Raw genomic sequence first — 21720 nt, 5'->3', positions numbered from 1 at the left:
TGCGTCAGAAACCGCAGTCTCGGCACAATCAAGAGCTGAGCAGACGCCGACGCTCCGCCTCGACGTCGAAATCCGCGAGTGGATACGACAAGTCAAGGGCTTCGAGCGCCTGGATCAGCAATTCGGTGACCGCGAGCCTGCTGTACCACCGGCGGTTGGCCGGCACGATGTGCCAGGGCGCGTAGTCCGTCGACGTGCGATCGAGCATCGCCTGATAGGCCTCCTGGTATTGAGGCCATTTCAGACGCTCGTCGATGTCGCCCGGGTTGTACTTCCAGTGTTTCGTCGGATCGTCGAGTCGCTCGAGTAGTTGCTTTCTCTGCTCGTCGAGGGAGAGGAACATCGCGACTTTCACCAGAGTCGTTCCGGCGTCGACGAGTTCGCGTTCGAAGGCGTTGATCTCGTCGTACCGTGCATTCCACACCGCGGGTGGCGCCAGGTTGTGCACCCGGACGACGAGCACATCCTCGTAGTGCGATCGGTCGAAGACGCCGATGTGTCCCGCCGGTGGCAACGCCCGCCAAATCCGCCAAAGGTAGTGATGGGCCCGTTCCTCGGCGGTTGGCTTGCCGAATGCGGTGTACCGCACACCCATCGGGTTCACCGCGCCCACAACGTGTTTGACGATGCCACCCTTACCGGCCGCATCCATGCCCTGCAGCACCAGCAGGATCGACCGCTTGTCGCCACCTTTCCAGCTGGCGTAGAGCATCTCCTGCAGCCCCGCCAGCCGGTCGCTGCGCTCGGGCAGAACCGTCGCCGCATCGGCCTTCGAACCGCGGAAACCCGGTGTGGCAGAGGGATCGATGTCGGCCACCTTGTTGCCGGCGCGAAACCGCACCGCGTCGGCGATACCCGAAGTCGAGGTCACTGGCTGGCCCGTTGCGGCGGAGGCAGCATCGGCGACGGGTGCGGCTGAGCACGGAACTTCTCCAGCGATCCGCCGACTTCCACAATGCCGCACAACGCATTCCACGACAGCATGGTCAGGTAGTCGATCAGTTCGTCCGAACTCATCCGCGGGTTCGACATCCACGAGTGGGTGGCCAGCTGGACTCCGCCGACGGTGTGAAACGCCCACGGCTCCACGCCCCCGGTGTCCATGCCGGCCTCGACCATGCGACGCCGCAGCATCACCGCCAACATCCGCGCGATGATCTGTTCGGACGTCGCGATCGCCCGGCTCTTGCTCGCCGAGTTGTTCGCCATCACGAACTGATAGGGCTCGGGTTCGGCGGCCACCGTCTCGACGTAGACCCGGATCACTTCGCGGGTCAGCGCGAAACCGTCCAGATTCGACGACAGTGCCGCGGCCATGTTCGGGATCAGCGTGGTCTGCGCGAACCGCATCATCACCGCGGTCGTCAGGTCGTTCTTGTCGACGAAGTACCGATACAGCACCGTTTTCGAGACACCGATCTCGGCGGCGATCTCGTCCATGCTGACGCCGCTGCCGCGACGACGGATGGCCTCCAGCGTGCCGTCTACCAGCTCATTGCGGCGTTCCACTTTGTGCTTGTGCCAACGCCGCTTGCGGCCATCCGTCTTGACCGCGATCGCTTGGGTCTGCTGCGCCACTTTCCCCGCAATCCGTTCCGTAGTTCCCCTCGATAGTACGGCGACTTGACACCGCGGGTTGTCGGACCGGCCCACCGCCGGTCGTAGCGGATGATGGGAGAGTGGCACACAGACCGAGCGCCGGGCGACGCGCAGCGGTGACCGCGCCCACTCCGCGGACCAGCTTCGCCGAGGCGCTGGCCGGGGCCGACTCCGTCGCCGACGCGGAACGCCGCCGCGCACTGCGGCGGATGAAGGTCGTGGCACTGAGCTTTCTCCTGGGCGCCACTGTCGTCTTCTTGCTCTGCACCTGGGCGCAGTCGCACGGCGCACCCGGCTGGGTCGGCTACGTGCGCGCCGCGGCCGAAGCCGGCATGGTCGGCGCGCTCGCCGACTGGTTCGCGGTCACCGCGCTGTTCAAGCACCCGTTGGGCATCCCGATCCCGCACACCGCGATCATCAAGCGCAAGAAGGACCAACTCGGCGAGGGCCTCGGCACCTTCGTGCGGGAGAACTTCCTGTCTGCCGATGTCGTGTCGACGAAGCTGCGCAACGCCGAGGTGGCCGGCCGGCTCGGCAAGTGGCTCTCCGAACGTGCGCACGCCGAACGGGTCGCGGCCGAGACGGCCACGGTGCTACGGGTTTTGGTGGAGATGCTGCGCGACGAGGATGTACAGCAGGTGCTCGACCGCATGATCGTCAAACGCGTCGCCGAACCGCAGTGGGGTCCGCCGGTGGGCCGGGTGCTGGCCACGCTGCTGGCCGAGCACCGCCAAGAAGCGCTGCTGCAACTGCTTGCCGACCGGGCGTTCCAGTGGTCGCTCAATGCCGGACCCGTCATAGAACGGGTGATCGAACGCGATTCGCCCAACTGGTCACCGCGCTGGATGGACCATCTCGTCGGCGATCGCATCCACCGCGAACTGATGGACTTCACCGACAAGGTCCGGCGAAACCCGGACCACGAACTGCGACGGTCGGCGACCCGGTTTCTGTTCGAGTTCGCCGACGACCTTCAGCACGACGAGGCCACCATCCAGCGCGCCGAGAACGTCAAGGACCAGATCATGGCCCGCGACGAGGTCACCCGGGCGGCCGAGACCGCGTGGACGGCGGCCAAGCGCATCTTGTTCGAGTCCGTCGACGACCCGTCGTCGGCTCTGCGCACCCGGATCGCGGACTCGGTGATGGTCGTCGGGGAGTCGCTGCGCGATGACGCCGATCTGCGCGACAAGGTGGACGACTGGATCATTCGGGCAGCCCAGCACCTGGTCGCCGAGTACGGCGTCGAGATCACCGCGATCATCACCGAGACCATCGAACGGTGGGACGCCGACGAGGCCAGCCGCCGCATCGAACTCCATGTCGGACGTGACCTGCAATTCATCAGGATCAATGGCACCGTGGTGGGCGCGCTGGCGGGCCTCGTGATCTATTCGATAGCCCAACTACTCTTCTGACCTGCGCTAACCAATGCTTGCAAAAGTTAGCACCCGGTCGTACGGTAAATGGTGTCGCTTATTGGATACCCGATGCACGAGGGGGCGTGTATGTCGCAAGATGACAACCTTGCCGTCGTCGTGTCCAACGCTGCACAGACCGCCGCGCAGGACATCGGCACGTTCATCCGCGCGCAACGCGAGGCCGCTCAGGTATCCGTACGACAGTTGGCCGAGAAGGCCGGCGTCAGCAATCCCTACCTCAGCCAGATCGAGCGGGGATTGCGCAAACCCTCCGCCGACGTGCTCAACCAGATCGCCAAGGCGTTGCGGGTGTCCGCGGAAGTGCTCTACGTGAGGGCCGGGATTCTCGAGCCCAGCGAGACGAGCGAGGTCCGCGACGCCATCGTCAACGACACCGTGATCAGTGAGCGGCAGAAGCAGGTGCTGCTCGATATCTACACGTCGTTCCGCCAGCAGAACGAGGCCGAAGTGACAGGCAGCGAAACAGAAGAGGAGTCGGCGACTGAATAGAGACCACACCTTCTGATACGAAACGCCAATCGAAGAAATCCTCCAGAAAGGAACACCATGGCCAAGAACACCCCAGCCAAGAACCAGCCCAACGTTGACGACCTTAAGGCGCCGCTGCTCGCCGCCGTCGGCGCTGCCGATCTCGCTCTGGAGCGGGTCAACGAGATCGTCGCGACGCTGCGTGAGCGCGCCGACGACGCCCGCAGCGACTCGCGCAGCCGTGTCGAGGAGACCCGTGCGCGCATCGACAAGTTGCAGGAGGACTTGCCGTCGCAGTTCGGTGAGCTGCGTGAGCGGCTGAGTTCTGACGAGCTGCGCAAAGTCGCCGAGACCTACGCCGAGGCCGCGCAGAACACCTACAACAAGCTCATCGAGCGCGGCGAGGCCGCTCTCGAGCGGCTGCGCAGCCAGCCCGGCTTCAGTGAGGCCGCCGGCCGCGTCGAGGGTTACACCGACCAGGCCGTCGAGCTGACCCAGGAGGCCCTGGGCAACGTGGCCGCGCAGACGCGCGCGGTGGGTGAGCGCGCCGCCAAGCTGGTCGGCGTCGAGCTGCCGAAGAAGGCCGAGAAGGGTGCTGCGCCGGTGAAGAGCGCGGCCAAGAAGGCCCCGGCCAAAAAGGCCCCGGCCAAAAAGGCCCCGGCGAAGAAGGCCCCGGCCAAGAAGGTGACCCAGAAGTAGCACTTCGGCGGCGGGTCTGAGGGCCCAAAGTCGACCAAGGGGACGTAACCCGCTTAGTCTTGAAGCGTGCAGCTCCAAGGCTTGGTGGGTTACGTCCTCTTTTTCTTGCAGATCGCCGTCCTCGCGACGACGGTGTATGCGTTCGTCCACGCGGCGATGCAACGGCCGGACGCCTATCCGGCCGCCGACAAACTGACCAAGCCGGTCTGGCTGGTGATCCTCGGCGTCGCCGGGTTGCTGGTGCTCGTGCTCGGATCCGTATTGGGCACCGCCATCGCCGCGGTCGCCGCCGGTGTCTACCTGGTCGACGTGCGCCCCAAACTCCTCGAGGTCCAGGGAAAGTCGCGGTAGTGCGCCCCGTCCTCGGGGTCGCTCTGCTCGCAATCGGGTCCGCGACCGGACTCCTCGCGCCGACGGTCCCCGCGGCATCGGCCAACCCGCTGCAACCCGCCCCACCGTTCGTCGACCACGTCGAGTGGGCGAAGTGGGGTGACCTGTCCACTCTTCGCGTGTATCCGACCCCGGCCGGCCGCCTGGCCTCCGGTCTGGCCACCGCCGTGCAGGGCGAGGCGGCCTGGGCGGAGGTGTTGACGCTTTCGCCCGACGCGGACATCCCCGGGATGAAGCCGCAGTTCATCTGCCACTGGGAATTCGCCGAACTCAACAAGCCCGGCAAGACCAGCTGGAACCTCGAGCCGTGGCGGCCGGAGGTCTCCTACGAGCGGATGGTGCAGACCGGCTGCAACCCAGGCGGCACCGAAGAACCGTTCTGATGGCCCACACCTATCGCCGCGATGAGGTCGCGGCGCTGGTCGATCACACGCTGCTCAAACCCGAAGCGACCGAGGCCGACGTCGTCGCGCTCGCCGAGGAAGCCGCGTCGCTCGGGGTGTACGCCGTCTGCGTGTCGCCGTCGATGACGTCGATCGCCAAGCGGTCGGGTTCGCCGACGCAGGTGGTCTGCGCGGTCGTCGGATTCCCGTCCGGCAAACACCTGTCGGTGATCAAGGCCCAGGAGGCGCGCCTTGCGGTCGAGGACGGCGCAGGCGAGATCGACATGGTGATCGACGTGGGCGCCGCGCTGCACGGTGACTTCGATGCGCTACGCGCCGATGTCGCTGCGGTGCGGACCGCGGTCGGAGTGCCCACGACGCTGAAAGTGATAGTCGAGTCCGCCGCGCTACTGCTGCTCGGTGATGAGCAGACGTTGCTGACGACGTGCCGGGCCGCGGCCGATGCGGGTGCGGACTTCGTCAAGACCTCAACGGGTTTCCATCCCGCCGGCGGCGCGTCCGTGCGTGCCGTTGAACTGATGGCGACGGTAGGGCCGCAGGTCAAGGCCAGTGGCGGCATTCGGACCGCCGCCGACGCGATCGCGATGCTGAACGCCGGGGCCAGCCGACTGGGCCTGTCGGGGACGAGAGCGGTGCTGGAAGGCTTGGCCGGAAGCGACCGCCGACATTGATTTACGCTCGATGCAGAAATTTGCTGTACGATCAGGAACACCACGCGTCGAGTTGGCTGATCGCCTTCTGCGCACGTGAAACCGCAGATAGGATTCGATCATGATCACTCACCCCAGTTTGCCTCGTCGAGTTCTGGCGGGGGTGGGCGTGACCGCGGTGTTGGCGATGGTTGCCGTCACCGCCGGGTGCACCACCGAAGGGGAAGAGGCCCCAGAAACCACCACGACCACCACCACGACCACACCGCCCCCCGCGACGCCGACGGAGAAGGCGCCGCGCATCAATCCCGATGATCCGAACCCGTTCTCGCCCACTGTCAATGCACCGCCAGCCGAAGGTCCGACGCCTGGTCGGCATCGCGGCCCCCGGGGCCAGGGTTAATAAGCGCCGGGTTCCGGCCCTCCTCACCGCCGCGCTGCTGATCGCCGCGTCGGGCGCGTGTGCGACGCGCGCCCCGGCCGTGATCACCGGTCCGTACGCGGCCCTGCTCGCCCGCTCCACCGATCTGGGTCCGTCCCGGTCCGGCGACGCCCAGCTCACCGTCGCGCTCGACGGTTCGGACAGACCCGACGCCTTGATGGGCTGGGCCGACGCTCGCAACCTATGGGTGCGCTGGCGGCCCGGCGACGGATGGGCGATCGTCGAGGGCGCCGCGGCGGACGTCGGGCAGGCGTTCGCGGTGCCGGTGCGCGATTTCCGGTCCCCGAAAGGCGATGAGTTCTACGCATCGCCGCAACAACCGTCGATCCCGCCGGACCTGCGCGACACCGTCACCGCGGTCGGCCGCATCATGAGCTACACGCCGTACCGCACCAAGACACCTGACTTCCTTCCTCTGGACGTACCCAAGGGTGGTCTGACTCCGGCGGGGTTGCTCGAGGTGTACAACGCGACACCGCTCGCCGATGCCGGGTTCACCGGCGACGGCGCGACGATCGTGATCTTCACCTTCGACAGCGTCGAACAAGACGATCTCGACCTGTTCGCAGACACCTCCGGGCTGCCGAGATTCACCCCCGAGATAGTCGGGGGCAAGCCCTCCGAGATGCATGGTGAGACCGCGATGGATCTGCAAGTGGCGCACGCGATTGCGCCCGATGCGCGGCTTGTGGTGGTCAACGCCAGACCGACCGTGGAAGGCGATGGCGCATACGAGAAGATCGGCAACCTGTTCGAGCAGGTCGACCGCGACTACCCGGGGGCGGTGTGGAGCCTGTCGATCGGATGGGGCTGCGAGGCGTTCGTCAGCGCAACCGATCTGGCGCCCGTGGCGGCGGCGCTGGCGTCCGCGCAGCGGCGCGGTACCTCGGCGTTCGACGCCAGCGGCGACACCGCCGGGCTGGAATGCAAAGGCGGCGACCGGTGGTCGGCACCGCCCGGACCGGATGACATCGGCCTCGACGCGGTCGCCTCGCTTCCCGCGATGACGTCCGTCGGCGGCACGACGCTGTCGACGGGTACCCGCGGGCAGTGGCTCGCCGAACGCGCGTGGGTGGATTCGCCGCTGTCTCAAGGCAGCAGCGGCGGAGTGTCGAAGTTGTTCGCCCGGCCGGCTTGGCAGGACCGGTTGGAGATCGCGCGGGATACCGGGCGCCGGCGCCTGGCTCCCGACGTCTCCGCGGTCGCCGACCCGTTCACCGGGGTGCGGTTCATCTTGGGTCAGCGCGAGATGATGGGCGGGGGCACATCGCAATCGGCCCCGATCTGGGCGGCGCTGACCGTGCTGATGAACCAGTATCTGGTGGCCAACGGCGGGCGGCCGCTGGGAAATCTCAACCCCTTGCTGTACCAGGTGGCTGCGGGGTCGAACCTGCCCGGGTTCCGGGATGTGCGCAAAGGCGGGAACGCCGTGGACCTGGCGTTGCCGGGTTATGACCTGGTGACGGGCCTCGGGACCCCGAACACCTACAACCTCGCCCGGAACCTTCTCGACCTGCAGAAGACGCCCCGTTGACTGAGGTGTCACCGCACCGCCCGGTCGGGTGGCGAAATCCCTTGACCAGCACGTTGTTTCCCCATCTGGCGTCTCGTTCCCGGGTGTCGTTCGGATGGGCACTCGCGGTGCTCGCGCTGCTGCTGGTCTGCTTCGCGGTGTTGCGCTGGCAGGCGCCGCTGATCGCCGTCGCGGTGGTCGGTGTGGCGCTGGTGTTCGTCGGCTATCTCCGTGTGGCGGGCATCCAGCGCGATGTGCCGACGCGGCGACTCGCGTCGACCGCTGCGCTGTCCGCGGTACTCGGCATCGGCTGGGCGTTGGCGACGGGCCCGGTGGTCGCCGCATCTCACGACGTGGCGCTGCGCGGTGCCGGGTTTGATGTCGAGAGGCTGCTGATGGCCGTCGGGATACCCGTCGCCAGTGCGGTTCTGATGCTGCTCCCACCGGCGGCGTTGCGGCTCGTGCCTCCGGTGAGCCGTGCGCCGCTGGACGGCTACGCGGTCGGTGCGCTGAGCGCTGTCGTCTTCACGTCCGGGGCGACCCTGGTCCGATTGGTCCCGCAGTTCGCGACGGGCGTCAAGACCGAAGGCCCCTGGGTGGGCGTACTTCTGGTGCAGGCCGGAATTCAAGGCTTGACACTGCCCTTGACGGCCGTGGCCCTCGGCGGGCTGGTCGGAGCCACGCTGTGGGCGGGCCGGTGGCGGGCGATCGTCGCGAGTGTGGCTGTGACACTGGTTCTTTACGCGCTCGTGGGTGTTACGGAGTACGCCCCGGTTGCACAAGGCCTGCACCTGGCCGTGCACGCCGTGATCGCGCTGATCGCGTTGGCCGCCCTGCGCATCGGACAACGCGCCGCGACGCCGGATCCTGCGCGAACCGACCGCGACGGCCGGGTCGGTCCGATGCGCGTACTGGCCACGCTCGCTGCCGGGGGCGCGGTCGCGGCCGGCGCCGGTGTGGTCGCGGCAGTGCTCACCACTCCGCATCTTGCCAAGATCGTGTGCCCACCGGACTGCGGGCGGCCACCGATCGGTGAGCCCATCGAATCGAACCCGCGGTTCTATGCGCACGACGGAGCGTTCTCCGTCCAGTACCCCGGTCCGGGCAGCGCGTACGAGGCCACGTTGAACCCCGATGGCGTCGAGTTGAACTTCACCGGCGGGGATACCGGCACCATGGAGTTGTTCGGGCTGACCGCCGACGGCCGGACGCCCAAGCAGATCGCCGAGGATCTGATCGACGAGTACTACCCGGATGCGGCAACGGAATACGAGATTCCGAACGCAATGGTCGGCTATGAGCTCGGCTACGGCGTCGTCGCCGACGACTATCCGCAGGACGCCAACGGCCGCTACACCCGGATACGGCTGATCGTGATGGTTGCGGTCAAGAACGACTACGCGCTGGTGGCGTCGGCGATCGGGCCGTACCGCCAGTTCACCCGCGGCTTCGGCACCGGCCATCCATCGGGCGCGAATCTGCAGCTGGCGATGGATATGGGTAGGTACGTCAACAGCTTCCGCTGGGGCGGCGTCACCGACTGACGGTCACAAGGCCGTGAAGCACGGATCCTGCTGGCCCTTCGGTATTTCGGCGTTGCTTGTCGAGAACCGGCTCACCACCCCGTCATCGGTGACGTCGACCGAATCCGCCTTGATGCCCATCGGGTAGTTCGTCGTCAGCTCCGAGGTGAACGCGTCCAACGCCGGTTGCACGGCTTCGCGCGGCAACGTGAAGCCGAGCCCGGTCAGCTCGATCACCTGTAGCGAGATCCCGCCGTCGGCCACCGTGGGTCTGGCTTTGATGGAGCCCAGCGCGCCCTCCAACTCGATCGTGCCGTCGGAGGGGTTGGTCGTGACGCCGGTGACGAACGCGCCGATGAGCGGGATCGAATCGGAGATGGTCTGCCGAATACCCTCCGACGACCAGCTGATGTCCGCGACCAGGGAGCCGACCGAGCCGCCCGAAGTGGCCGTGTCCTCGAGGCGGACGTCCTGGATCGACAACTCGACCTTCATGTCCTTGGCGTCGCGGATCTGATTGCCGGCGGTCTCGATGTGGATGTTCGTGTAATGCCCGGACATGTGCTGAATCAGGAACGGCGGCATGACTCCGAACGAAGCGCTCACCTCGTCCTCTACGACGCACGACGTGACGCGGGCGACGACGTCGTTCGCCCGCTTGCGCGCGTAGAGCTCACCGGCCAGTACGCCGGCCAGCACCAGGGCGACCACGATGACGACCACGAGCACGATCGACAGCGGATCGCGGAAGAAATCTTTGATCTTCGATGCGGACGACGGTGGCTCCTGCGGTCCCTGCGGCGGTGGCGCCTGCTGCGTCGGGGCAACCTGGCCCTGCGGCGTCGACGGTTGGTTCGGGCGAGCCCACGGGTCGGTCACGACCGCGATTCTGCCTTACCGCGGCGGGCGAAGTCCGCGCGGTTGCTCAACACCGCGATCGTCTCGCGGACCCTGTGAGCGTTGTCCAGGTCGATGTCGGTCACGAGCAACTGCGGGTCGGCGCCCGCGGAGCACACCACCTCGCCGGTCGGTGAAGCGACCAGGCTGCCCCCCACACCGGTGGGGCCGACGGCCGCGATATCGGCGCCCGGACGGCCCTGGTCGACCGCCGCGACGTAGCCGGTTGTGTCGATGGCCCGCGCCCGCGCCAGCAGCGTCCACTGGTCGAGCTTGCCCGGGCCGCTGCCCCACGACGCGTGCACGGTGATCAGTTGCGCACCGCGCTCGGCCAGCTCGACGTACAGCTCGGGAAAGCGGACGTCGTAACACAGCGTCAGGCCGACCCCCACGCCGTCGACGTCGATCACCACGGGTTCACGCCCGGGTGCGACGGTTTTGGACTCCTGGAAGCCGAATGCGTCGTAGAGGTGGATCTTCTCGTAGTGCGCGTCGACTCCCGAGCCGGTTGCGATCAGCGTGTTGAACACTCGTCCGTCACCGGTGGGTACGAACATGCCGGCGACGACGACTATGCCCGCGCGATCGGCGATCGCCCGCACCCGCGACGCCCACGGTCCGTCCAGGGGTTCGGCGACCGGGTCGAGCGGTACCCCGAACCGGCACATCGTCGCCTCCGGGAACAGCACCATCCGCGCGCCCGCGTCGGCAGCACGGTGGGTGTAGTCCTCGACCAGCGCGAGGTTCGCCGCCGGCTCCGAGCCGCTGAGGATCTGCGCGAGGGCAATCCGCATACGGCCCAGGTTACGTTGGCCGCGCCCGACCCGTCGGCGCGACAGTCGACCACGGCACCGTCAGTATCCCGTCGCGCATCCGGCGGCGCGCGGGTGCAACGGGAAAACCGCTGTCGCGCAACATATCCAGCATCGCGCGCCACCGCACCCGCGGGCCGAAGACCCCGTGGCCGGCGACGCTGGCCCACGCCCGGTCGGCGGCGGTCAACAACGTGTGGATCGGCTGGCCGTCGACGTTGTGGTGAATCAGCGCCTTCGGCAACCGTTCCGCGAGGTCGGAGGGCCGCTCGATCGCGAACGGGTCACAGGCCAGCGTCAGGCTCACCGGTCCGTCGGCGACCAGCAGGATCCAGCAACATCGCCGGCCGATCTCGTCGCAGGTGCCGTCGACGATGAGCCCACCGGGCGCGAGTTGCCGTTGCATCGTCGACCACGCATCCCGGACGGCTTCGACCGGGTACTGCCGCAATACGTTGAAGGCCCGCACCAGCACGGGTCGCATACCGGCCAGCTCGAAACCGCCGAGACCGAATCGGACCGCGGCGGTGCCGGCGACCTTCGCGGTCTGCACGCGCTCCGGGTCGATCTCCAGTCCCACGACGCGAATATCGTTGCGCACCACCCTCAATCGGGCCGCGAGCTCCAGCGTCGTCACGGGCAGCGCACCGTAGCCGAGGTCGACGACGAGCGGGTCTTCTGCGGACAGCAGCGCCGTGCGCACCCGTGGCGTGTGCACCAGCCAGCGGTCGCAGCGCCGCAGCCGGTTGTGACCGGTGGTGCCCCGGGTCAGCTGACCGATGGGCCCGCTCATGGCCCGAGTGTAGGGCTCGGCGGCTCGGCTGCCGGGGCCCCACGCCGTACCGTCCACACACACGCGCCACTAACGTCCTGACGTATCAGGCGTTTTCGGCGATCCACACGGTCGTGAAGCGCTGCTCGGCGATCAGCAGATCGACGAGTTGCCCCCCGATGAAGTTCTCGATCTTGCCGCCCACCAGCGGGACCCGTACCTCGACCTCGATGGTGAACTCCAGTCGCGCACCGGAATCGGCGGGCGCCAGCACCGCGGTGCCCGTCAGGCCGGCGGGAGCGCCCGGGATCGACCCCTTGACCGTCGCGACGGCCTTCCCGTCGCGGACCGGAGTCCACGTCTCCTCGCGCACGAAGCTCAGGTTGCCGCGGTGGAACTGGGTGACCAGTCCGGGCAACCGGTCGGTCCGCAACGTCTGGGTCGTGACGACGTCGATGCCGCCGTGCTCGTCGACGACCATCGAGTCCAGCGAGTAGTCGTCGGCCCCGGAATCCGTGAGCCGCGCGAGCCAGTAGCGTTCGTCGCCAAACGCCCGGTGAACCTGCTCGACGGTGCCCCCGTACTCGGCGGCCATGTCGAATGAGCGCGGCATAGCTGGTCAGGCTACCGTTACCGGCCGTGGTCAGTTCGCAACCAGGGGGCGCCTCGGTCGAGGAGCACGTGCCGCTTGCGCCGCTGACGACGCTGCGGATCGGACCCGTTGCGCGGCGGCTGATCACATGCGACACCACGCAGAAGGTCATCGACGTGGTCCGCGACCTCGGCCCCGGTGACGACTCGCTGGTGCTGGCCGGCGGCTCGAACGTCGTGCTGTCCGACGAGCTGAAAGACCTCTCCGTCATCCACCTCGCCAACACCGAGATCACCGTCGACGGCAACCTGCTGCGCGCCGAGGCGGGTGCGGTGTGGGACGACGTCGTGGTCACATCGCTGGCCCACGGGCTCGGCGCGCTGGAGTGCCTGTCCGGAATCCCGGGGTCAGCCGGTGCGACACCGGTGCAGAACGTCGGCGCGTACGGCACCGAGGTGGCCGAGACCATCCGGCGGGTGCGGCTGCTGGACCGTCGCACCGGTGAGGATCGCTGGGTCGCACCGGAGGCGCTGCGGTTCGGCTACCGCACCAGCGTCCTCAAGTACGCACGGGACGCGATCGTGCTCGAAGTGGAGTTCGCGCTGGACGCCGACGGCCGCAGCGCGCCGCTGCGCTACGGCGAGCTGGCCGCCGCCCTGGGGGCCGAACCAGGGAGCCGCGCCGATCCGCTCGCGGTGCGCGAGGCGGTGCTGGCGCTGCGATCGAGCAAGGGCATGGTGCTCGACGCGGACGACCACGACACCTGGAGCGTGGGATCGTTCTTCACCAATCCCGTCGTCACGGCCGCCGAGTTCGACCGGGTGCGAGGCTCGGCCGACGGGCCGGTGCCCAACTATCCGGCGCCCGGCGGGGTCAAACTCGCCGCGGGGTGGCTGGTCGAGCGCGCCGGCTTCGGCAAGGGGTATCCGGGCGACGGTGTCGCCGTGCGGCTGTCGACCAAGCACGCTCTGGCGTTGACCAACCGCGGCGGCGCCACCACGGCCGACGTGATCGCGCTGGCGAGGACCGTACGCGACGGCGTTCGAACGAGATTCGGGATCGAGCTCACGGCCGAGCCTGTCCTGATCGGCTGTTCGCTGTAGGTACGCTGGGTCCACGTGAGTACCGCGGAGCCCCAGCCGCCGGAGTTCAACCGGAGGCGTGCCTTGACCGCACTGGCGGTCGGTGTCGTCGCGCCCGGGGTGCTGGCCGCGTGCTCGACCAACAACGACGGCTCTTCCGCACAGGGCGAAACGGCGCCGGACGCGCCCTCGCTGAACTTCAAGCCGGCCAACGACGCCACCGACATCGTGCCCACCGAGGCCGTCGGCGTGGAGGTGGCCGGCGGCTGGTTCCAGCGGGTCACGCTGACCAATCGCGACGGAAAGGTCGTCGCCGGCGCGCTCAACCGCGACCGCACCGAGTTCACGACCACCGAACCGCTGGGCTACGGCGCCGAGTACACGTGGAAGGGTTCGGTCGTCGGCCGCGACGGCAAGGCGACGCCCGTCGAAGGCTCGTTCTCCACGATCAACCCCAGCGCCCAGGTCAGCGGCCAGTTCCAGCTCGCCGACGGTCAGGTCGTCGGGGTGGCGGCGCCGATCATCATCCAGTTCGACGCCTCGATCGCCGACAAGGCGTCGGTGGAGAAAGCGCTCAAGGTCACCACCGATCCGCAGGTGGAGGGCAGCTGGGCGTGGCTCCCCGACGAGGTCGGCGGGTCACGCGTGCACTGGCGCACCCGCGAGTACTACCCGGCGGGCACCAAGGTGCACGTCGACGCCAAGCTCTACGGCGTGCCGTTCGGCGACGGCGCCTACGGTGCCCAGGATGCGACGCTGACGTTCGAGATCGGCCGTCGTCAGGTCGTCAAGGCAGAGGCGTCGTCGCATCGCATCCAGGTCCTCGACGGCGCGGGGGCGGTGATCATGGACTTCCCGTGCAGCTACGGCGAGGGTGACGTGGACCGCAACGTGACCCGCAGCGGAACCCACGTCGTCACCGAGAAGTACGAGGACTTCTACATGACCAACCCCGCGGCCGGTTATGCCAACATCCGGGAGCGGTTCGCCGTCCGGATCTCCAACAACGGCGAGTTCATTCACGCCAACCCGGCCAGTTCGGGCGCCCAGGGCAACACGAACGTGACGAACGGCTGCATCAACTTGTCGACCGAGGACGCCCAGCAGTACTTCAACAGTGCGATATACGGCGACCCGGTCGAGGTCACCGGAACGCGTATCCAGCTGTCCTACGCCGACGGCGACCTTTGGGACTGGGCGGTGCCGTGGGACGAGTGGACAGCGATGTCGGCGCTGTCGGACCAGAACGCCCCGGACATTCCGAGCACCGCGCCCGCGACGCCGTCCGGTGCGCCGCAGCCGGTCAACGGGCGCCCCGGCCGCTAGGACTTACTGCGGCGAAACCGCGGCGAGATCGCAAAATCGCGCGAAACCACGATCTGTAAGCAGTTTCGGTGTCTACGTGCGGCGGTTGAACCGTGATCCGCTGGCCCCGCTGACCTGATCGCGCGGCCGGACCACGATCAGGTCGAGGTCGACGTGCGACGGTCGAGTCGCGACGAAACCGATGATGTCGGCGATGTCCTCGGCCAGCAGCGGATGGACGCCTTCGTAGACCTTGGCGGCGCGTTCCTCGTCGCCCTCGAACCGGTTCAGCGAGAAGTCCGTCTTCACCATGCCGGGCGCAACTTCGGTGAGCCGCACCGGTTTTCCGAACAGCTCGCTGCGCAACGTGCGATGCAGCACGCCTTGCGCATGTTTGGCGGAGGTGTACCCGGCGCCGTTGTCGTAGATCTCCACCGCGGCGATCGAGGTGACGGTGACGATCAGCCCGTCGCCGGACGCGATGAGCTTCGGCAGCAGCGCGCGGGTCACCAGCAGGGTGCCGAGCACATTGGCTTCCCACATCCAGCGCCAATGCTCGACGTCGGCCTCGGCGACCGGTTCGAGTCCACGCGCTCCACCGGCGTTGTTGACCAGCACGTCTACCCGGTCCAGCGCCGCGGACAGCGCCGATACCGCGGTTTCGGATGTGACGTCCGCCACAATTGCGGTGCCCCCGATCTCGGCCGCGAGGGCCTTGACCGGGGCCTCGCGGCGGGCCACGCAGACGACGTGAAAGCCTTGGGCGGCAAGCGTTCTCGCGGTCGCTTCGCCGATCCCGGCGCTGGCGCCGGTGACCACCGCGACCCGGCTGTCGGTCTGGGAAGTCGTCATCCGTCCAAGGTTAGTTGGCGTGCTAAGTTCACCGGATGTTGTCCCGTCAGGCCTTCTCGCGGCGTGCGTGTTGTTGTCGCGCACCCCGCCGCGCCTGACTGTTTCCGGACGCAATCGCTGTCCTGCTGAGTCGCCGGGCGTGGCCCCGTCACCCGTCGGCCGACCCTCAAAAGGACAGACAGATGCGCACTTCCGTCACAACCACCCTGCCCGCCAAACGCGCGCTGTCGCCGGCAAACGGGCGATACCCTCAGGCCCGGACCCGAATCGTCGCGCCGGCGCTGAAGGTGGCCGACGCGGCCGCCGCGTCGGTGTTCAGTGCGGCCCGGCTGCGCGGCCCCATCGCGCGTGACGCGATCGCCCAGGTCAGCGGCCTGAGCATCGCTACCGTCAATCGCCAGGTCACCGCGCTGCTCGAGGCCGGCGTGCTGCGCGAGCGTGCCGACCTCGCGGTCTCCGGCGCGATCGGTAGGCCCCGGGTTCCCGTCGAGGTGAACCACGAACCGTTTCTCACGTTGGGTATTCACATCGGCGCCCGCACCACCAGCATCGTGGCCACCGACCTGTTCGGCCGCACCCTCGACGCGGTCGAGACGCCGACCCCCCGGGGCGCCCAGGCCGCCGCACTGGCGTCGCTGGCGGGCAGCGTGCGCCGATACCTGATTCGCTGGCACCGCCGGCGCCCGCTGTGGGTGGGTGTCGCGGCGGGTGGGGTCGTCGAAGGGTCGACCGGTCACCTGGACCATCCGCGGCTCGGATGGTCCGACGCGCCGGTCGGGCCGGTGCTCGCCGAGACGCTCGCGCTGCCGGTGTCGGTCGCCTCGCACGTCGATGCGATGGCCGGCGCCGAACTGCTGCTCGGTGTGCACAGGCCCTCGCCCGCGTCCACGAGCCTGTACGTCTACGCCCGCGAGACCGTCGGCTACGCGCTGTCCATCGGCGGCCGGGTGCACTCGCCCGCCAGCGGTCCCGGCACCATCGCCGCGCTGCCCGTTCACTCCGAATCGCTCGGCGGCACTGGGCTATTGGAGTCCACGGTCAGCGATGAGGCGGTGCTGATCGCCGCACGCAAGGCGCGCGCCATCCCGGTCGAGGGCCCCGGTTCGACGATGCGGGCACTGCTCAAGGTCGCGCGCCAGGGCAGCCGGCCGGCGCGGGAACTGCTGGCCGAGCGGGCGAGGGTGCTCGGCGAAGCGGTCGCGCTGCTGCGCGACATGCTCAACCCCGACGATCTGGTGGTCGGCGGCCAGGCGTTCACCGAGTACCCCGAGGGCATGGCCACCGTGGCGGCCGCGTTCGCCCAGCGTTCGGTGATGCCCGCCCGCACGATCCGGCTGACCTCGTTTGGCAACCGCGTCCAGGAAGCCGGAGCGGGTGTGGTGTCGCTCGGCGGGCTGTACGCCGACCCCATCGGTGCCATGCGGCGCGCGCAACCACGCGCGCCCGAAGCCAGGCCCGATGTCCCGGCGTGACGGGGGTTGATCTGCGGACGGTGTAGACATATCTGTGTGCGCCTAGCAACGGATCTGTCCCGTTCTGATGCCGCCGGACTCCCGGTGCCCAGGCGCGTAGCCGTACTGTCGGTACACACCTCGCCGCTGGCCCAGCCCGGCACCGGCGACGCCGGCGGGATGAACGTCTATGTGCTGCAGAGTGCGCTGCGGATGGCTGGCCGCGGTGTCGAGGTGGAGATATTCACGCGCGCGACCTCGTCGACCGACCAGCCGACGGTGCGGGTGGCTCCCGGTGTGCTGGTGCGCAACGTCGTCGCCGGGCCGTTCGAGGGTCTGGACAAGTACGACCTGCCCACTCAGTTGTGTGCGTTCACCGCGGGGGTGTTGCGCGCGGAAGCGACGCACGAACCGGGTTACTACGACATCGTCCATTCGCACTACTGGCTGTCCGGTCAGGTCGGCTGGCTCGCCCGCGACCGGTGGGCGGTGCCGCTGGTGCACACCGCGCACACGCTGGCCGCGGTCAAGAACGCCGCGCTGGCCGATGGCGACTCACCGGAGCCCCCGCTGCGCGCGGTCGGTGAACAGCAGGTCGTCGACGAGGCCGATCGCTTGATCGTCAACACCGAACACGAAGGCCACCAACTGGTTTCAATGCACAACGCGGATCCCGCGCGGATCGACGTCGTGCATCCGGGCGTCGACCTCGAGACGTTCACGCCGGGGGATCGAAACGCCGCGCGTGCCGCGCTGGGACTGGACGCCGACGAGCAGGTGGTCGCGTTCGTCGGGCGCATCCAGCCCCTGAAGGCACCCGACGTCGCCCTGCGCGCCGCGGCCAAGCTGCCGGGGGTGCGCGTCCTGGTGGCCGGCGGTCCGTCAGGGAGCGGACTGCAGGCACCCGACGGGCTGGTTCGGCTGGCCGCCGATCTGGGTATCTCGGACCGGGTGACGTTCTTGCCGCCGCAATCGCGCGAGCAGTTGGTCAACGTGTACCGGGCCGCCGATCTGGTGGCGGTGCCCAGCTATTCGGAGTCCTTCGGCCTGGTCGCAGTCGAAGCCCAGGCCTGCGGCACGCCGGTGGTGGCCGCGGCGGTGGGCGGGCTGCCGGTCGCGGTGCGCGACGGCGTCACCGGGGCCCTGGTCGACGGCCACGACGACGGCGACTGGGCGCTCGCCATCGGGGATCTGCTGCGGCGGGCGGACACCCTGGGGCCGGCCGCGGTGGCCCACGCCGCAGCGTTCTCGTGGGACCGCACTGTAGATGCGTTGCTGGCCAGCTATGGGCGCGCCATCGCCGGCTACCGCGCCCGCCAGCAGCCACGCGAGGGCGCGCGCCGCACCGGCAGGCGGTTCTCGCGTCGGCGGGGAGTGCGAGCATGAGTAACCGCGCTGCGAAGGTCATCGAGGACGCCTGCAGGGAGAACGGCCTGGTTTGTACGCACCATGAAGGCGCGCACGGCGGGTTGCCGGGCATCATCGTCGAACTGCCCGGCGAGCGGCGGCTGAAGACCAACACGATCCTGTCGATCGGTGAACACTCGGTGCGCATCGAGGCCTTCGTCTGCCGTAAACCCGACGAGAACCACGAGGGCGTGTACCGGTTCCTGCTCAAGCGCAACCGCCGGCTCTACGGGGTGGCGTACACGCTCGACAACGTCGGCGACATCTATCTCGTCGGCCGCATGTCGCTGGAATCGGTCACCTCAGAGGAGGTCGACCGCGTGCTCGGCCAGGTACTCGAAGCCGTCGACAACGACTTCAATACGTTGCTGGAGTTGGGCTTTCGTTCGTCGATACAGAAAGAGTGGGAGTGGCGGGTGTCGCGCGGGGAGTCGCTGAAGAACCTGCAGGCGTTCGCCCACCTGATCGACGACGAGGACTGACTTCTCTCGGCGAAACCTACGATTTGGCGGGTTTTCCCGGCCGGAAGCCGCCATTTCGTCGATCTCGGCACGCGCGGTGGGTGATCCGAGGGCCGTGAGAGGATTCCACCATGGCTGATTCCCGGGGTGACTGCACGCTGATCCTGCTCCGTCACGGCGAGAGCGACTGGAACGCGAAGAACCTGTTCACCGGCTGGGTCGACGTCGACCTCACCGAGAAGGGCCGCGTCGAGGCGGTGCGCGCCGGCGAACTGATGAAGGAACTCGACCGTCAACCCGACGTGCTCTACACCTCGCTGCTGCGCCGCGCGATCACGACCGCGAACCTGGCGTTGGACAAGGCCGATCGGCACTGGATCCCGGTGCACCGCGACTGGCGACTCAACGAGCGGCACTACGGCGCGCTGCAAGGGCTGAACAAGGCCGAGACCAAGGAGCGCTACGGCGACGAGCAGTTCATGGCGTGGCGGCGCAGCTACGACACCCCGCCGCCACCGATCGAGTTGGGCAGCGCCTACAGCCAGGACGACGACCCGCGCTACGCCGACATACCCGGCGGCCCGCCGCGCACCGAATGCCTCAAGGACGTGGTCGAGCGGTTCGTGCCGTACTACACCGAGACGATCGAACCGGACCTGCGGGCGGGCAAGACCGTGCTGATCGCGGCGCACGGCAACTCGCTGCGGGCCCTGGTCAAGCACCTCGACGGCATGTCCGACGAGGATGTCGTCGGCCTCAACATCCCGACCGGCATCCCCCTGCGCTACGACCTGGACTCCGATCTCAAGCCGACGGTCATCGGCGGCACGTACCTGGATCCGGAGGCCGCGGCCGCGGGCGCCGCCGCGGTCGCCTCGCAAGGCGCCAAATAGTCCGTCGGCCCGTCCAGGCGAACGGACGGTGAACAGCGAGGGACCGGACCCCGAATTTCCGACTTTCCTTCTGTGACTTGTCCCGCTTTGGCCGCACGTTGCTGGGATGACGTTCACCGGATGCGTACGATTTCCGCGTGGGTGTCGTTTCGGCGCTGCTGGTGGCAGCGGTGGCCGCACTGCTCGCTCTGGGAGTCGGCATGGCGCTCGGGGCGGTCTTGAGGCCCCGTCTCGCAGACCGCCGGCAACGTCGCGCCGCCGCGCAGAGCGGCGTCACGGTCTCGCAGATGCTCTCCCACATCGCGTCGCGGGCGCCGACGGGAATCGTGGTGGTCGACCACTTCCGTGACGTTGTCTACGCGAACGAGCGGGCCCGTGAGCTGGGCTTGGTGCGGGACCGACTGCTCGACGAGCGGGCCTGGCGGGCCGCCGAGCGCACGCTGGCCACAGGCGAACCGGCCGAGGTCGACCTTGCGGCGCACAAGCGGGCCAACCCCGGGCGGTCCGGGCTCTCGGTTCGTGGCCACGTTCGGCTGCTGACGGAACAGGACCGCCGCTTCGCGGTCGTCTACGTCGACGACCAGTCCGAACACGCAAGGATGGAAGCGACTCGCAGGGATTTCGTTGCCAACGTCAGCCATGAGCTCAAGACGCCCGTCGGCGCCATGGGGCTGCTGGCCGAGGCGCTGCTCGCGTCGGCGGACGACCCCGAGACCGTCCGCCGGTTCGCCGAGAAGATGGTGGCCGAGTCCAACCGGCTGGCCAACATGATCGGGGAGCTGATCGAGTTGTCGCGGCTGCAGGGGGCCGAGCGACTGCCTGATTTGACGGCCGTCGACGTCGACACCGTGGTGGCCGAGGCGCTGTCCCGGCACAAGGTGTCCGCCGACAACGCAGACATCAAGATCACCACCGATGCGCCGACCGGTTTCCGCGCCCTCGGCGACCAGCAGCTGCTGGTGACCGCGATCGCGAACCTGGTTTCCAACGCGATCGCGTACTCGCCGCACGGGTCGTCGGTGTCGGTCAGTCGCCGGCGGCGCGGGGACGACATCGAGATCGCGGTCACCGACCGCGGTATCGGCATCGCCCGCGAGGATCAGCAGCGGGTGTTCGAGCGGTTCTTCCGGGTCGACAAGGCGCGCTCCCGGGCCACCGGCGGCACCGGGCTGGGGTTGGCCATCGTCAAGCATGTGGCGGCCAACCACAACGGAAGCATCCGGCTGTGGAGTCAGCCGGGAACGGGATCGACGTTCACCCTGTCGATCCCGGCCTATCCCCATAGTGATGATGATCAGGATGATCACGTCGAGCGAGAGGATCACCGAGACCAATGACCAGTGTGCTGATCGTGGAGGACGAGGAGTCCTTGGCCGATCCCCTGGCCTTTCTACTTCGCAAGGAGGGTTTCGAGGCCACCGTCGTCACCGACGGTCCCGCGGCCCTGGCCGAGTTCGAGCGGGCCGGCGCCGACATCGTGCTGCTCGACTTGATGCTGCCCGGCATGAGCGGGACGGACGTGTGCAAGCAGTTGCGTTCGCGCTCAAGCGTTCCCGTGATCATGGTGACCGCTCGCGACAGTGAGATCGACAAGGTCGTCGGGCTCGAACTCGGCGCCGACGACTACGTCACCAAGCCGTACTCGGCGCGCGAGCTGATCGCTCGCATCCGCGCGGTGCTGCGGCGTGGCGCCGACAACGACGACGTCGGGCTCAGCGACGGGGTGCTGGAGGCCGGTCCCGTCCGGATGGACGTCGAGCGCCACGTGGTGTCGGTGAACGGGGAGCCGGTCACGTTGCCGCTCAAGGAGTTCGATCTGCTCGAGTACTTGATGCGCAACAGCGGCAGAGTGCTGACTCGTGGCCAGCTCATCGACCGAGTGTGGGGCGCCGATTACGTCGGTGACACCAAGACCCTTGACGTACACGTGAAGCGGTTGCGGTCAAAGATCGAGGCCGATCCCGCCAATCCCGTGCACCTGGTCACCGTCCGCGGGCTCGGCTACAAGCTCGAGGGCTAGCCGTTTCGTTGCGCACAGGTCTTGCCGCTCAGCTTGCGCCGGGACA

The 21720-nt window shown here is 68.2% G+C and carries 24 protein-coding genes; 16 read left to right on the top strand and 8 right to left on the bottom strand.

All coding sequences use genetic code 11. The features are described 5' to 3' along the window. Nucleotides 1-28: 28 nt before the first annotated feature. A complete protein-coding gene (locus tag QGN32_RS09035; protein ID WP_326548235.1) occupies nucleotides 29-871 on the bottom strand; it encodes a polyphosphate kinase 2 family protein in 843 nt (280 codons plus the stop codon). After that, nucleotides 868-1578: a TetR/AcrR family transcriptional regulator gene (locus tag QGN32_RS09030; RefSeq protein WP_326548234.1), complete on the bottom strand. Its 711-nt coding sequence runs from the start codon at nucleotides 1576-1578 to the stop codon at nucleotides 868-870. Before QGN32_RS09030 ends, QGN32_RS09035 begins: the two co-directional genes overlap by 4 nt. A 32-nt stretch (nucleotides 1579-1610) precedes the next feature. On the opposite strand from QGN32_RS09030, the gene QGN32_RS09025 reads away from it, so the two are divergent. The 6 genes from QGN32_RS09025 (at nucleotide 1611) to deoC (ending at nucleotide 5673) form a co-directional block, all read left to right on the top strand. After that, a complete protein-coding gene (locus tag QGN32_RS09025) occupies nucleotides 1611-3017 on the top strand; it encodes a DUF445 domain-containing protein (protein WP_442791833.1) in 1407 nt (468 codons plus the stop codon). Between the two features lie 90 nt (nucleotides 3018-3107). Then, the gene (locus QGN32_RS09020; protein WP_326548232.1) at nucleotides 3108-3530 is read left to right on the top strand and encodes a helix-turn-helix domain-containing protein; all 423 of its coding nucleotides are present in this window, start codon (nucleotides 3108-3110) and stop codon (nucleotides 3528-3530) included. A gap of 57 nt (nucleotides 3531-3587) precedes the next feature. Then, nucleotides 3588-4208, top strand: a complete 621-nt coding sequence (locus QGN32_RS09015) for a heparin-binding hemagglutinin (RefSeq protein ID WP_326548231.1) — start codon at nucleotides 3588-3590, stop codon at nucleotides 4206-4208. 66 nt (nucleotides 4209-4274) lie between these two features. After that, nucleotides 4275-4559, top strand: a complete 285-nt coding sequence (locus tag QGN32_RS09010; RefSeq protein ID WP_326548230.1) for a DUF2516 family protein — start codon at nucleotides 4275-4277, stop codon at nucleotides 4557-4559. Next, nucleotides 4559-4981 (top strand): DUF2599 domain-containing protein, encoded by a 423-nt coding sequence (locus QGN32_RS09005; RefSeq protein WP_326548229.1) that lies wholly within the window; start codon nucleotides 4559-4561, stop codon nucleotides 4979-4981. The genes QGN32_RS09010 and QGN32_RS09005 overlap by 1 nt, the downstream gene beginning before the upstream one ends. Beyond that, nucleotides 4981-5673, top strand: coding sequence for a deoxyribose-phosphate aldolase (deoC, locus tag QGN32_RS09000; protein ID WP_326548228.1), 693 nt, complete (start codon nucleotides 4981-4983; stop codon nucleotides 5671-5673). Before QGN32_RS09005 ends, deoC begins: the two co-directional genes overlap by 1 nt. A 108-nt stretch (nucleotides 5674-5781) precedes the next feature. Here the strand turns inward: deoC and QGN32_RS08995 are convergent, their stop codons facing one another. Further along, on the bottom strand, nucleotides 5782-5988 hold the full coding sequence (locus QGN32_RS08995) for a hypothetical protein (RefSeq protein ID WP_326548227.1): 207 nt from the start codon (nucleotides 5986-5988) through the stop codon (nucleotides 5782-5784). Nucleotides 5989-5993: 5 nt separating this feature from the next. On the opposite strand from QGN32_RS08995, the gene QGN32_RS08990 reads away from it, so the two are divergent. Together QGN32_RS08990 and QGN32_RS08985 are read left to right on the top strand one after the other, a co-directional pair. Beyond that, nucleotides 5994-7628, top strand: coding sequence for a S53 family peptidase (locus tag QGN32_RS08990; protein WP_326548226.1), 1635 nt, complete (start codon nucleotides 5994-5996; stop codon nucleotides 7626-7628). 83 nt (nucleotides 7629-7711) lie between these two features. Then, on the top strand, nucleotides 7712-9151 hold the full coding sequence (locus tag QGN32_RS08985; protein WP_326548225.1) for a zinc ribbon domain-containing protein: 1440 nt from the start codon (nucleotides 7712-7714) through the stop codon (nucleotides 9149-9151). A 3-nt stretch (nucleotides 9152-9154) separates the two neighbouring features. Here QGN32_RS08985 and QGN32_RS08980 read toward each other — a convergent pair whose 3' ends face one another. The 4 genes from QGN32_RS08980 to QGN32_RS08965 all read right to left on the bottom strand — a co-directional run bounded on the left by QGN32_RS08980 (nucleotide 9155) and on the right by QGN32_RS08965 (nucleotide 12224). Further along, on the bottom strand, nucleotides 9155-10009 hold the full coding sequence (locus tag QGN32_RS08980) for an LmeA family phospholipid-binding protein (protein WP_326548224.1): 855 nt from the start codon (nucleotides 10007-10009) through the stop codon (nucleotides 9155-9157). Next, nucleotides 10006-10821, bottom strand: a complete 816-nt coding sequence (locus QGN32_RS08975) for a carbon-nitrogen hydrolase family protein (protein ID WP_326548223.1) — start codon at nucleotides 10819-10821, stop codon at nucleotides 10006-10008. Before QGN32_RS08975 ends, QGN32_RS08980 begins: the two co-directional genes overlap by 4 nt. 10 nt (nucleotides 10822-10831) lie before the next feature. Next, entirely contained in the window at nucleotides 10832-11632 is an 801-nt protein-coding gene (locus QGN32_RS08970) for a class I SAM-dependent methyltransferase (RefSeq protein ID WP_326548222.1), read from the bottom strand. Between the two features lie 85 nt (nucleotides 11633-11717). Then, nucleotides 11718-12224, bottom strand: coding sequence for a DUF2505 domain-containing protein (locus QGN32_RS08965; RefSeq protein WP_326548221.1), 507 nt, complete (start codon nucleotides 12222-12224; stop codon nucleotides 11718-11720). A 26-nt stretch (nucleotides 12225-12250) separates the two neighbouring features. Between QGN32_RS08965 and QGN32_RS08960 the strand changes: the two genes are divergently transcribed. Both QGN32_RS08960 and QGN32_RS08955 read left to right on the top strand, forming a co-directional pair. Continuing rightward, nucleotides 12251-13306, top strand: a complete 1056-nt coding sequence (locus tag QGN32_RS08960) for a UDP-N-acetylmuramate dehydrogenase (RefSeq protein WP_326548220.1) — start codon at nucleotides 12251-12253, stop codon at nucleotides 13304-13306. A 15-nt stretch (nucleotides 13307-13321) separates the two neighbouring features. Then, entirely contained in the window at nucleotides 13322-14611 is a 1290-nt protein-coding gene (locus tag QGN32_RS08955) for a L,D-transpeptidase (RefSeq protein WP_326548219.1), read from the top strand. 72 nt (nucleotides 14612-14683) lie between these two features. On the opposite strand, the gene QGN32_RS08950 is transcribed toward QGN32_RS08955, so the two are convergent. Further along, a complete protein-coding gene (locus QGN32_RS08950) occupies nucleotides 14684-15442 on the bottom strand; it encodes an SDR family oxidoreductase (protein ID WP_326548218.1) in 759 nt (252 codons plus the stop codon). Between the two features lie 182 nt (nucleotides 15443-15624). Between QGN32_RS08950 and QGN32_RS08945 the strand changes: the two genes are divergently transcribed. From QGN32_RS08945 to regX, 6 genes are all read left to right on the top strand, one after another. Further along, the gene (locus QGN32_RS08945; protein WP_326548217.1) at nucleotides 15625-16914 is read left to right on the top strand and encodes an ROK family protein; all 1290 of its coding nucleotides are present in this window, start codon (nucleotides 15625-15627) and stop codon (nucleotides 16912-16914) included. 36 nt (nucleotides 16915-16950) lie between these two features. Continuing rightward, nucleotides 16951-18279, top strand: coding sequence for a D-inositol-3-phosphate glycosyltransferase (gene mshA / locus QGN32_RS08940; RefSeq protein WP_326548216.1), 1329 nt, complete (start codon nucleotides 16951-16953; stop codon nucleotides 18277-18279). Continuing rightward, nucleotides 18276-18782, top strand: coding sequence for a type III secretion system chaperone family protein (locus QGN32_RS08935; RefSeq protein WP_326548215.1), 507 nt, complete (start codon nucleotides 18276-18278; stop codon nucleotides 18780-18782). Before mshA ends, QGN32_RS08935 begins: the two co-directional genes overlap by 4 nt. 110 nt (nucleotides 18783-18892) lie before the next feature. Further along, the gene (locus QGN32_RS08930; protein WP_326548214.1) at nucleotides 18893-19654 is read left to right on the top strand and encodes a phosphoglyceromutase; all 762 of its coding nucleotides are present in this window, start codon (nucleotides 18893-18895) and stop codon (nucleotides 19652-19654) included. A gap of 137 nt (nucleotides 19655-19791) precedes the next feature. Next, a complete protein-coding gene (locus QGN32_RS08925; protein WP_326548213.1) occupies nucleotides 19792-20991 on the top strand; it encodes a sensor histidine kinase in 1200 nt (399 codons plus the stop codon). Further along, nucleotides 20988-21674, top strand: coding sequence for a two-component sensory transduction protein RegX (gene regX / locus QGN32_RS08920; protein WP_326548212.1), 687 nt, complete (start codon nucleotides 20988-20990; stop codon nucleotides 21672-21674). Before QGN32_RS08925 ends, regX begins: the two co-directional genes overlap by 4 nt. Nucleotides 21675-21720: the final 46 nt, after the last annotated feature.

This window comes from Mycolicibacterium sp. ND9-15, from assembly GCF_035918395.1.
GTDB lineage: Bacteria > Actinomycetota > Actinomycetes > Mycobacteriales > Mycobacteriaceae > Mycobacterium.
The sequence above is the reverse complement of the archived record's forward strand: the minus strand, read 5'-3'. Positions and strand labels throughout refer to the sequence as shown.